The following is an 11,354-nucleotide window of genomic DNA, read 5'->3' as shown; positions in this document are numbered from 1 at the left end:
TTTCTGTATACACGGGCAAGCGGATTGCCTGTTTGTATGCGGGCCACCATGTTTTTGCGATCCACCTTCACGCTATTCATTTCGCTTACATCGATAATTAACCCGCCATTAACAGACGAAAATCCTTCATAGCTGTGCCTCCCGCTGCGGACTCTAAACCGTACGCCTCGCTCACGAGCCCATTTCACTGCGTTGATAACATCCTGCGTTCGTTGGCAAAATACGATGATCCGTGGGAACTTGGAAAAGCGCCGATTGTATTCCATTCTGGCCGTATTATAAGACGGATTGCCAGGCACCACGATTCTTCCGGTCAATGGGGTGCAGGCTGTATTCCGCTTTTGTGTCATTATATGTCCACCATCCTCGATCATGGAGTAAGCTGTACTCATCTGCTTATTCCTATGTCGGGGCAATTGACCTGGCAACGGCACCTGCCTTATAGGCGCCCTGTATAGAAACCTTTGCATTTCCCGAAAATCATGTCACCTCTGATGTCATGTATTTAGTGAGTCGAAATGCAGGAAAGAAAAAACGGCTCCGGTTTACGGAAGCCGTTTTTTTGCGGTACTACTTCACTCAGCAGTTCTTTCCACTCTTTTTGCCTGGATTCATCGGTTGATTTCCCCCGGTTTCAGCCAGCTTCTCTCCGAACTGATCCAGCCGTTCTGGCGAAGATGCAGGGCCGTCGTTTTTCGGCTTGTTGTTTCTTCCAGTCATGACGCTCACCTCCATCCATAACATGAGCGCCTAACCTTGTTTTCATACCTTGGACTTTATCCGAATCGGAAATCGGGTTCTCTTTAACGATTGCTTGGACTCGGCACTATACAACCGCGCCAAAAGCGCTTAATATTTTCATAGCGCATTGTTTATATCCGCAATTGTTGCAGTGAACTTATTCGAGAAGGAGTCATAAGGAGCATGCTGGAGTCAAACATCACCAACCTATTGAAAAATACGCTGAAAGCAAGTATTGACAACCAGGAGATCGCCGGCGCGAATTTCATGGTGCTGAAGGACGGGAACGAAGTTTTTTACCATGAAGACGGATTAGCCGACCTTGAGTCGGGACGTCCTATGGCGAGGGATTCGATTTTCCGGTTATATTCGATGACGAAGCCGGTGACTTCCACCTCCATCATGATGCTGTTGGAGCGTGGGGCTATCGATCTGTTCGATCCTGTAAGCCGTTACATTCCGGGTTTCAAAAACCAGCCGGTTGAAAAAAACGGCGAACTGGTTCCGGCCGGCCGCGAAGTCAACATTCACGATTTATTGAATATGACATCAGGATTAGTATACGGCGGAACCAACCAAGGCGGGCAGCAAACGGATGCATTGTTCCAGGAGCTGGGCAGCCGGTTGAACGGTGATAACCCGATGAGCACACTGGAGTTCGCGAACCGCCTGGGCCAGATCCCGCTTTCGTTCGAGCCGGGCTCGTACTGGCAGTACGGAACGTCGGCCGATGTGCTTGGTGCGATTGTAGAAGCGGTGAGCGGTATGCGGTACGGACAATTTTTGAAAAAGGAAATATTCGAGCCGCTGGGCATGAAGGATACCGGATTCTGGCTGCCTGAAGAAAAAAGAGACCGTCTTGTAAAAACCTATCAGGATGATGGTGAAGGCGGCTTAAAGCTCTACTCGCACAGCCACCTTGGCATCGCCCATCAGCTGGACCGTGATCCGGCATACGAGTCCGGCGGGGCCGGCTTGGCATCCACGATTGACGATGCTGCCAAGTTCACGACGATGCTGATGAATCAAGGCAGCTTCAACGGTGTTCAACTGTTAAAGCCAAGAACGGTTCAATATATGACGTCGGCGGCATTAACCGAGTGGCAGCAAAAAGGCTTCGATACGTGGCACACCATGCGCGGCCATAGCTATGGCAACCAGATGCGCATCATGACCGACCCCGGAAAAGCCGGATTTATCGGCAGCCCGGGCGAATACGGCTGGGACGGCTGGCTGGGGGCATACTTCAGCAACAGCCCACGGGACGGACTGACGATCTTATTTATGATCCAGAAAAAAGATGGCGGCACGATGCCAATTACGCGCAAGCTGCGTAATATCGTGTTCAGCACCTTGTAAGGCCAAACGAAAGAACCGCACGGGAGCAGAGCTCCATGTGCGGTTTTATTTTTTCACGAAGAATGGTCTATAGGTGGACAGCTCCCCATCAGGAAGCGCTGAAATCGTTAAAATAATGCACGCCGTCATGCGCCGTATCGCCGGGTTCGGTTCTTCGGTTGGTGCTGAACCATAACTTATCTCCGTTCGCCACTCCGACGCCCTCAATTTCAAACAGGTCAGGAAATGCCGAAGACGTCACGCGGAACGATAGATTGGGATCAGCTTGGATAGTGCCCGAAGCCGTAGAAATATTGCGATAAACGAGCACAATGCTGACGTTTTTATATGTCATCGGAACATAGATGGTGTTGTTATAATAACCGAAGCCTTGGAAAGCATACGAAGTGATATTGGATATCGTGCTGCCGTTGACCTTGGCATCTTCAATATTCAGAGAGAAGCTATTCGTTACATGGATCGTTCCACTGGTTGCGGTTAGCGGAAGTGAACCTCTGTACAAGGTTCTTCCGGATTTGAATAAAAAGTTAATGTTGCTCGCGTCTTTGCTCGTAATTTTCACACCCGACATCGCCTTGTCTACACCATCGTATTTAATAGTGTAATTACCTACTTTGTAGTAAGTCGATCCTACATATTTCAGTTTCACGAGACTCATGCTGCCAGCGTTCATGGTGACGACGAACATATAATAATTGCCGTCGTTGGAGCTGAGAACGATATCGTTGGCATGACCGAGATACGTAGCGTAAGTAGATCCGTTATCCCCGTTGGTCATGAGCGTTGTGGTACCGTCACTCATTTTGGTACGATAAATGACCGCCTTATTGTTGTCGCCATTGACTTTTACAGAATAGACGTAAGTTGATCCCACGGCAAATCCCTGAGCGGCGTAGCAATCATTGGCATTGCCCAGCGTAGCGACGGTGGAGTACGTGTTGTAATATGCTGCACTGGCTGCAACGGGCATCAGCATGGATGCGCAGAGAAGAATAGCGATAAATAAGGTCAATCGTTTGCTGCTCCTCCAAGTCTGGGCCATGACAGCCATCCTTTCCGTAAACCTCCACTTCATACACGGACACCTCCATAAAATTGATGTTATGTTGTCTGTATGAATGAAATCAGTTTCCTACCTGCCATCCTCCACATTACAGAGCAGCTGTTTAATGGAATTCCGGCAAAGAATGGATCGTTCTATTGTAGTTTAACCTGAATTCAAGCTCATTCAAGTCATTATAGTCCTAAATCAGGTAGTTCTGGGCCTAATCCTTTCGTCCCCCTGGTTGGTTGTTGTGATTCAAGTAATATACTTGTAACGTTACCTCTGAACATATTTGCATCATCGGATGGTCTCATACCTGGTACTCAGGTGTAAAATTTCCCCTTGAACCTTACGCAGCGTCATGTCCTAAGATTCAATTGCCGGCAAAAAATTAAAAGGGAGATCGATGATGATGACGAAACGGCAACTTCAACACAGCACACCGTTTTTTAAGTATGCAAGACGAGGAGTGGGGTCAATATGAGCAGCACATCGTACAGCAATGAGCTGAAGGCCGGCCTAAAGGAATGGATCGGACTTGCCGTACTAGCTCTGCCCGCCCTTCTGGTCTCGATTGATCTCTCCGTGATGATTCTCGCGCTGCCGCATATCAGCGCCGACCTTGGCGCAGACAGCGCTCAGCAATTATGGATCATCGACATCTATGGATTTATGCTCTCCGGATTTCTAATCACGATGGGCTCGCTGGGAGACCGGATCGGCCGCAGGAAGCTGCTGATGATCGGCGGAATCTCTTTTGCAGCAGCTTCCTTATTAGCCGCATTTGCTCCAAACGCATGGACTCTGATTGGAGCGCGTGCGCTGCTTGGGATCGCCGGGGCAACGGTCGCGCCTTCGACTTTAGCTTTAATCAGCAGCATGTTCCGCAATCCCAAGCAGCGCTCTCTCGCCATCGGCATATGGATGATGTGCTCCATGGGCGGTATGGCACTTGGTCCGGTCCTCGGCGGCATGCTGTTAAATCACTTTTGGTGGGGCTCGGTATTCCTGCTTTCCTTGCCCATCATGTTGATTTTGGTCCTTACCGGACCCGTTCTGCTGCCGGAATATCGTCATCCCCAAACCGGCCCTCTTGATGTAACAAGTGTTTTGTTGTCGTTGCTTGCCATTTTGCCGGTCATCTATGGACTTAAACAAATAGCCAAATACGGCCTGCAAATTGTACCATTACTGTTTGTATTCGCTGGCTTAGTCTTTGGCGTGTTTTTCGTTACGAGGCAGAAAAGGTTGACCAGTCCATTGCTGGATCTGCGTCTATTTGCGAACCGGGGATTCAGCTCCGCGCTGGGAGGCATGTTCGGCATCACATTTACGGGAGCAACGATGCTCTATATCGGGCAGTATCTGCAATTCGTAAAGGGACTGTCTCCGCTTGAAGCAGGGTTATTTATGCTCCCCGGAGCCATCGCCTCCATGGCCGGGATGTTACTCTCACCGCTGGCCGCACGGCTGGTGCGCCCGGCTCGCCTGATCGGTGGAGGCCTTTTGATCTCCGCGACAGGATGTCTGTTCCTCACTCAGGTGGGCAGTGATTCCGGCCTCACTTATCTTGTCATCGGGTATGTGCTGTTCAACTTGGGTGCTGCTCCATTACCTAGCCTGTCCAGCGATCTGGTGATCGGCTCGGTCTCGCCGGCAAAGGCAGGATCGGCCGCCGCCATGCTGCAAACTAGCGGAGAATTTGCGTTTGCGCTGGGCATTGCCGTTTTGGGCAGCATCGGCACCGTTGTATATCGCAGCCAGGTGACGAGCTCGATCCCTGCCAACCTCCCGGAATCCTCTGCACAACTCTCACGCGACAGTTTGACCGGGGCGATCGAGACAGCAAAAAGTCTCACAGTGGAAGCCGGTACTTCGCTCGTCGAAGGGGCAAGCAAAGCTTTTATGGGCGGGTTTCACGCTATTGCAGCGGTAAGTGGAGTCATCATGCTTGGTATCANCGTTTTGGTCGCGATCCAGTTCCGTCACTTACGGCCGATTGGAGAGAACCAACCGGACCTAGCAGAAAGTATTCCGGAAGCAGAGCATTCCCTGCAATAATGAATAATTGACCTCGGATAGCCTTGGCCATTTGGCCAAGGCTATTTGCAAACGTGTGAGCGAAAAAAATTCAATGTTAATAGGCCGCCATACTGTGCGATTATAACAGGAAGGTCAATGCATAGCTTTTGTTCGATCTATATAGCAAGCGTTTTGACCATAATAAAATCCGTTTGTTCTTCATCACCCATATAAAAAGAGTGCGCGCCGGTTTGAACAAAACCTATTTTTTTGTAAAAGCGTATGGCTTTCTCGTTCTTTTCCCAAACCCCGAGCCACAGTCTCTTTTTGTTGTGAATTTTGGCGATTTCCATCGCTTGGTTGATTAAATATTGGCCAAGCCCTTTTCTTTGAAACTGGCTTCGAATATAAATCCGTTCAATTTCAAGCGCATCATTGCCCATTGGTTCGGATTGAGCATCATTCATATTGACCTTTAATAATCCGGCAAGTTCATCATGGAAATAGACGAAATAGAACTCCGAAGAGCTATGGGTCAATTCTTTTTCCAACTGTTCGGCGTTATATGCCCTTTCCAAATAGGCTTTCAAATTCTCCGGTGAATTCTGGTTTTTAAATGTATCCGTAAATGTTTCGATGCTGATTTCCCGGAGCCGCGGTAAATCTTCACGGCTGCACTTTGTTATGCGTACTGTCATGTTAGTCGAAAGCTCCTTTATCCGAAATCAATAACCCCTCTTGTTCCCCTTTTTGACGTATTCCCAATCTACTTCTATATTCTTTCTAACCCTTTGCAGAAGTTGAAAAATGGTATCTGTTTCTTCTTCCGAAAATCCCGCTAACGCGACCCGATTCGAATGATCATGTTCTCTTTGGATAAAAGGATATACCGATTGCCCTTTTTCCGTCGGAAAAAGTTTCTTGATCTTTCGGTTATGCTCGTCCGCCTTTTTCTCAATAAAGCCATTCGTTTCAAGCTTTTGTATGGCACGGGCTGCGGTTGTCCGGTCTACCTTAACCATTTCGGCTAGCTTTTCTTGAATGATCCCAGGGCTCTCGCAAATCCGGACAAGATACAAATACTGCCCTTTCGTCAGGTCATATTCCTTAAATTCGATGTTGCTGATTGAATCCAACGCCCTGGCAATCATTCCGATTTCGCGCAGAATTTCTTTCATACGGGCAGCTCCTCATCCTTTTCAACTGATCAATCGTTCTTGATCCATATTATATTATTTTTATTGCATTTGCAACAAAATGAAAAGTGCGAATGATTTAATTAATTAATAGTAAATACAACATCAGATTGCCTAGAGCGTACCCTTAAGGCACTTTCGGCAGACCCAGGCCATTCATGACATAGGGACGAACAAAGCCCACAAGTAAATCGGTTCGGTCATGCTCTCCCACCGTTAACCAAGCATGCGCAGCGCCATAAATCGCAGAGGCTGTCATCGCCGAAATGATTTTCGTATGGCTGTCTTCCATGAGGTGAAGATTCCCTCTCCGTAAAATGTGTTCAATGGATTGCTGCAGCAGCTGCTTGATTTTCTCATCGACGAGCGATGCAATCGGTTTGGCATCAATTCTGCATATCTGATAAAAATCCATAATGTAGTGGTAAGTCATCATGATCAGCCCGTCACAGATTTCATCCGTAAAGTCGCTTGCATTCAGCACTTGATCAGGAATTCGATCGCGAAAAGCCTGCTCTGTGATTTCTTCCAGCAAAGCATATTTATCTTCATAATGCGCATAGAAGGTGGCGCGGTTAATCGTTGCTCTTTGTGCGATATCGTTAATGGTTATGGAATCAAAATCTTTCTTTCGGAGCAGCTCCCTAAACGCTTCCCTGATTAACTGGCGTGTGCGCAATACCCTCGGATCCTGCTGATTTACCATATTCAGCCTCCTGTTAAAACATCAAATTTCAAAATGTGTTGTCTATGCAACGTTCCGCTCCATCTGCCGATTGAAAACATTAGCTTGCCATACTATCATCTTACCCAACAGATGTTGCTTAAGCAATCTCTGACTAATTCATGGAAAGGGTAGATCACTGTTGAATACGATAAAAAAGAGACTTTTAGTATTTGGCGCAGGTATCGTTGGCAGCATATACGCGCTCCGGTTTGCCCAATCGGGTCTGGATGTCACTCTGTTGGCTCGGGGAAAACGGCTCGAAGCCCTTCAAAAGAACGGGCTGCGCTACAACGATCACGGCACGATAAAACAAATGTCGATCACGACGATCGGGAAGCTTGAGGACGACGATATTTATGATTTTATCTTTGTTCCTGTACGGTTTGATCAAGCCGAATCCGCCCTGTCTGCGATCAAAAATAACCGGAGCCAAACGATCGTCACTTTGACCAACACCATCGGTTATGAATCCTGGCTTGATATCGTGGGCGACCGGCTGCTCCCCGGATTTCCCGGGGCAGGTGGAGACATGAAAGAGGATGTATTATACGCCCAATTCGGTACGGAAAAACACCAAGGGACCATTTTTGGCGAAATCAATGGACAGACGACCGAAAGGGTCAAAGAACTGGCCAAAGTCCTTGAAACGGCGGGTTTGCATTATGAGATCCAGCATGATATGTATGCATTTCATGTTTCGCATACTGCGGTTGCCGTGGGCAACAAGCATTTCTTTACGGACGAGGGTGTGGTTGATCTGGAGACAGCAAGAAGCGAACGCACGCTCAACAGGATCGCGGCCGATATTAAACAAAATCTTCGCTTGGTCGAGCAAGCCGGAATCCAAATCATTCCGAGCGAAACGAAGGCCATGGGGGAATTGTCGGAACAAGAACTTACCGCAATGTACCACCAGATGCTGAGCAATGATTTTATCATTGATGTCATGCTTGGGGACCATGCCGTCAGTCAGAGAGCGGAAATTATGCTGTTGGATGAGAAATTTCATGAAAAGTTTTCTGTTGGGCAATAACACCAGAACGGCTAGCCCGGTTAATCCCATGCAAAAAGAAGCGGCAGCCTAGGACTTTCGAGCCCGGGTCTGCCGCATTTCATAACAAATAGGCGTTTTTGATGTATTGGGTACTGTTGCGTTTTCGGACGGCTTTTTTAGCTTACAGCAGGATCAGCGTTAGAATCACAAATTGCACGGAACCGACAATTTCCATGATGCCTACCCTCATCGGCTTTAACGGTTTGCCGGAGTATACCCATGTCTTGACCAGCGGATAAACCAATGGCACGCACATCCAAGGGCTGAGCGTAAGCAGCGGCAGTACCAGCGCGATGAGATGATAAACCTTCGCATAGATGGCCCACCGTTTATTTTTTCGCTCACGAAATACGGACTTAACGAAAAAAACGGTTCCCATAAAGTACAGGAAGTTGTACAGCAGAACCTCCGCCAGTTCCCTGCCCCATGTTCCGCCCCCCAGCAGATAAGCCGCCGTGCCGGCGGTGCAGAACAGCAGAATCGCGCAAACATCGTTCAGCAGCGCCCGCTCGGACTTTCGCCGCACATGCCAGATATTTACGGTGAGAAGCAGGATAAGTACCGGAGCGAACCAGAACAGCCATACCTCCTGAAGAAGCACCGGAATGAGGCACAGGAGAGCCACCGCCGCATAACCTGCGCCCCATTTGAGCCACCAGGTCCGCTTGGTCGTCTTTTTTAAAGCCTGCAGCAGCGGATAGGATGACAAATACAGGAACAGCCAGGCAAGGAACAAGGGGAGATGCTGAAGAACGGGGTTCGCCGCCATCATGCCGATGATAAAGGGAATGCTGACCATCGCCCAGCCCCCGTGCTCCCGTGGAATGACCATTCTTATTTTTTCATACAACTTCTGATCCTTTCCGTGGCTGGCTGTTCACGCCTTGGGGTTCAGGCCGCTCAGCCGCCGATATAGGACATACCAATCTTTTTTCGGCTCATCGCCGTTTGTTCCGTTCGCTCTTCCGAATACCGGTCTTCCCGCTTCTCCCACACGCCGCGGATGGCCGCAAGCAGCTGTTCATCCGATGCGCCGGATCGCAGCAGGTTTCGCAGATCGAACCCTTTGGAGGCAAACAGACAGGAATACATTTTACCGTCCGAAGACAAACGGACCCGTGTGCAGGAAGAGCAGAATGCTTCCGATACGGACGAGATAAAGCAAACCTCGCTCTCCCCGTCTCTGTAGCGGTACCGTTTGGACACTTCCCCGGGAAAGCGCGGAGAGACCGGCGTCAGCTCGACATCGCCACCCAGCCGTTCGAAGATGTCCCGCTTCGTCATGACCTGCTGCATACGCCAGCCGTTGTCGTTTCCCACGTCCATAAATTCGATGAAGCAGAGCGTGATGCCGAGTTTTTTGAAAAAAGCCGCCATCGGGACGATCTCCTGATCGTTGAGGCCTTTCTGCACGACCATATTTACTCTAACCTCGATTCCGAAACTGAGGGCGCGTTCCATGTTGGCGATAATGACAGACGGCTGAATGCCCCTTCCGTTGATACGGCCGAAGCGTTCCGGATCGAGCGCATCCAGGCTTACATTCACCCGGCGAAGCCCGGCATGATAGAGACTCTCTGCCTGCCCCCCAAGCAGTAGGCCGTTCGTCGTCAGCCCGATATCATCAATCCCCGGAATAGCAGCAAGCATACGAATGAGCTCGGGAAGTCCACGGCGCAGCAGGGGCTCACCGCCGGTCAGGCGAATCTTTCGCACGCCAAGCGATGCGTATACCTTGGCTGCCCGTGTAATTTCCTCAAATGACAGCAGCTGCTCCTTGGGCATGAAGGCATAATCATCCCCGAAGATCTCCTTCGGCATGCAGTACGTGCAGCGGAAGTTGCATCGGTCTGTCACGGAAATCCGCAGGTCGCGCATCGGTCTTGCCAGCTGATCAAACTGGGGGTTCGCTGCCATGTTTACTTCCTCCTTCGTATATCCGTACATGCTTCAGCCCGCTTTATCCTTGCAGCTGCGGACTGGTTTTCAGCTTTGAATTTCCGCCTCCATAGCGGTCGTTTGTAGGCTTGTTCGTAATATCGCTGAACGTCCCGACGTAATGGACGACGTCTCCGGCATCATCTTTAACTGCATTAATGATTAATAGCTCTAAATACTCCTCGCCATTTTTTCGACGGTTCCAGATCTCCCCATGCCAGCTTCCCCGCTCTTTGATTTCAGCCCACATGGTACTGTAAAATTCACCGGATTGACGGCCGGACTTCAGGATGCTCGGATTTTTGCCGATCACTTCCTCTTCCGTGTAGCCCGTCAGTTTCGTGAATGCCGGGTTCACGGCATGGATTTTTCCGCTCAGGTCCGTCACGAGAATGCCTTGCCCTGTGGAATTGAACACTTCCGAGGAAACGGCCAGTTTATCCTGGTAATACATCCAAACGACGATGACGAGGCTGGCGAGCGCAATTTGGGAGAGCGCCATGAAACCGATCGAATACTGTCCTGTCACCGAATGAATGAAGGAGAGCATCAGCGGCGGGAAGAAGCCGCCAAGGCCGCCCATCATCGACACGATCCCGTTCACGATCCCCGCCTGCTTGTTGAAATACAGCGGCACTAGTTTAAAAATGATCCCGTTGCCAAGTCCGGCGCCTACCGCGATGGTTAAACACCCCACGGTATAGAGGCCGATCGACGGAGAGAACGCCAAGATGATGGCTGCAATCGTAAGACCGACGAATACACCCATTAACAGGAACAGCGGTTTAAAACGGTCCGCCAGCCACCCGCCCACTGGCCGCAGGAAGGTCGCCACCACGATGAATCCGGCTGTCCGCATCCCTGCATCCACCTTCGAGAGCTCGAAATTCGTAACCAGGAAGTTGGGAAGGTATACCGTAAACGCAACGAACGAACCGAAGGTGATGAAATAGAACAGTGAAAAATACCACAGTTTATCGTTTTTATAGACGCCTTTGATCTGCTCCATGAGCGGCGTTTTGACCTTCGTCTCTTTGCGGTCACCCAGGAATACGTTCAGCACCGCAAACGCGAGCAGCAGAATTAAATACAGCTGGACGGTACGCGCCCACCCGATTTGCGTAGCAATGACAGGTGCGGCAAAGGTGGTAATGGCTGTACCGACATTGCCCATTCCGTAAATTCCATTGACCAAGCCCAGCTTTTCTTCGAATAATACTTAGGGAGCGAGGTGACACCGACCGAGAAGACGGCTCCTCCGACACCCAGGAA

General features: G+C 49.7%; 11 protein-coding genes and 1 pseudogene. 3 read left to right on the top strand and 9 right to left on the bottom strand.

Translation table 11 applies throughout. The features are described from left to right. Both CPT76_RS08235 and CPT76_RS37145 read right to left on the bottom strand, forming a co-directional pair. Positions 1-350, bottom strand: a 350-nt coding sequence (locus tag CPT76_RS08235; RefSeq protein ID WP_146116279.1) for an FAD-binding oxidoreductase, incomplete at its 3' end; no start/stop codon positions are given. Between the two features lie 229 nt (positions 351-579). Continuing rightward, positions 580-720 (bottom strand): hypothetical protein, encoded by a 141-nt coding sequence (locus tag CPT76_RS37145; protein ID WP_163875666.1) that lies wholly within the window; start codon positions 718-720, stop codon positions 580-582. Positions 721-924: 204 nt separating this feature from the next. Here CPT76_RS37145 and CPT76_RS08230 point away from each other — a divergent pair, with 204 nt between their 5' ends. Beyond that, positions 925-2,100 carry a serine hydrolase domain-containing protein gene (locus tag CPT76_RS08230; RefSeq protein ID WP_105442569.1) on the top strand — a complete coding sequence of 392 codons (1,176 nt, stop codon included), beginning with the start codon at positions 925-927 and terminating at the stop codon, positions 2,098-2,100. An 88-nt stretch (positions 2,101-2,188) separates the two neighbouring features. On the opposite strand, the gene CPT76_RS08225 is transcribed toward CPT76_RS08230, so the two are convergent. Continuing rightward, positions 2,189-3,175, bottom strand: a complete 987-nt coding sequence (locus CPT76_RS08225; protein ID WP_258168200.1) for a hypothetical protein — start codon at positions 3,173-3,175, stop codon at positions 2,189-2,191. Between the two features lie 450 nt (positions 3,176-3,625). Here CPT76_RS08225 and CPT76_RS08220 point away from each other — a divergent pair, with 450 nt between their 5' ends. Then, complete coding sequence (locus CPT76_RS08220) at positions 3,626-5,206, top strand: MFS transporter (RefSeq protein ID WP_105442568.1); 1,581 nt, start codon at positions 3,626-3,628, stop codon at positions 5,204-5,206. A 137-nt stretch (positions 5,207-5,343) separates the two neighbouring features. Here CPT76_RS08220 and paiA read toward each other — a convergent pair whose 3' ends face one another. The 3 genes from paiA to CPT76_RS08205 all read right to left on the bottom strand — a co-directional run bounded on the left by paiA (position 5,344) and on the right by CPT76_RS08205 (position 7,069). Then, complete coding sequence (gene paiA, locus CPT76_RS08215; RefSeq protein ID WP_105442567.1) at positions 5,344-5,865, bottom strand: spermidine/spermine N(1)-acetyltransferase; 522 nt, start codon at positions 5,863-5,865, stop codon at positions 5,344-5,346. Positions 5,866-5,892: 27 nt separating this feature from the next. Then, positions 5,893-6,345, bottom strand: coding sequence for a MarR family winged helix-turn-helix transcriptional regulator (locus CPT76_RS08210; protein ID WP_105442566.1), 453 nt, complete (start codon positions 6,343-6,345; stop codon positions 5,893-5,895). 145 nt (positions 6,346-6,490) lie between these two features. Continuing rightward, a complete protein-coding gene (locus tag CPT76_RS08205) occupies positions 6,491-7,069 on the bottom strand; it encodes a TetR/AcrR family transcriptional regulator (RefSeq protein ID WP_105442565.1) in 579 nt (192 codons plus the stop codon). Positions 7,070-7,229: 160 nt separating this feature from the next. On the opposite strand from CPT76_RS08205, the gene CPT76_RS08200 reads away from it, so the two are divergent. Further along, positions 7,230-8,123 carry a ketopantoate reductase family protein gene (locus CPT76_RS08200; protein ID WP_105442564.1) on the top strand — a complete coding sequence of 298 codons (894 nt, stop codon included), beginning with the start codon at positions 7,230-7,232 and terminating at the stop codon, positions 8,121-8,123. A 142-nt stretch (positions 8,124-8,265) separates the two neighbouring features. Here the strand turns inward: CPT76_RS08200 and CPT76_RS08195 are convergent, their stop codons facing one another. From CPT76_RS08195 to CPT76_RS39175, 3 genes and pseudogenes are all read right to left on the bottom strand, one after another. Beyond that, on the bottom strand, positions 8,266-8,994 hold the full coding sequence (locus CPT76_RS08195; RefSeq protein WP_308737544.1) for a YwiC-like family protein: 729 nt from the start codon (positions 8,992-8,994) through the stop codon (positions 8,266-8,268). Positions 8,995-9,044: 50 nt separating this feature from the next. Continuing rightward, positions 9,045-10,061 (bottom strand): GTP 3',8-cyclase MoaA, encoded by a 1,017-nt coding sequence (gene moaA / locus CPT76_RS08190; RefSeq protein ID WP_105442563.1) that lies wholly within the window; start codon positions 10,059-10,061, stop codon positions 9,045-9,047. A 43-nt stretch (positions 10,062-10,104) separates the two neighbouring features. Beyond that, positions 10,105-11,354: pseudogene (locus CPT76_RS39175) on the bottom strand (nitrate/nitrite transporter); the annotation flags it as partial.

Origin of the sequence: Paenibacillus sp. AR247, from assembly GCF_002968895.1 — a bacterium.
GTDB lineage: Bacteria > Bacillota > Bacilli > Paenibacillales > Paenibacillaceae > Paenibacillus_AQ > Paenibacillus_AQ favisporus.
The sequence above is the reverse complement of the archived record's forward strand: the minus strand, read 5'-3'. Positions and strand labels throughout refer to the sequence as shown.

Bases quoted from the DNA above. Each gene is read 5' to 3' on its own strand.
- CPT76_RS08225 (WP_258168200.1), bottom strand. From the start codon at position 3,175: ATGAAGTGGAGGTTTACGGAAAGGATGGCTGTCATGGCCCAGACTTGG.
- CPT76_RS08230 (WP_105442569.1), top strand. From the start codon at position 925: ATGCTGGAGTCAAACATCACCAACCTATTGAAAAATACGCTGAAAGCA.
- moaA (WP_105442563.1), bottom strand. From the start codon at position 10,061: ATGGCAGCGAACCCCCAGTTTGATCAGCTGGCAAGACCGATGCGCGAC.
- CPT76_RS08210 (WP_105442566.1), bottom strand. From the start codon at position 6,345: ATGAAAGAAATTCTGCGCGAAATCGGAATGATTGCCAGGGCGTTGGAT.
- CPT76_RS08205 (WP_105442565.1), bottom strand. From the start codon at position 7,069: ATGGTAAATCAGCAGGATCCGAGGGTATTGCGCACACGCCAGTTAATC.
- CPT76_RS37145 (WP_163875666.1), bottom strand. From the start codon at position 720: ATGACTGGAAGAAACAACAAGCCGAAAAACGACGGCCCTGCATCTTCG.
- paiA (WP_105442567.1), bottom strand. From the start codon at position 5,865: ATGACAGTACGCATAACAAAGTGCAGCCGTGAAGATTTACCGCGGCTC.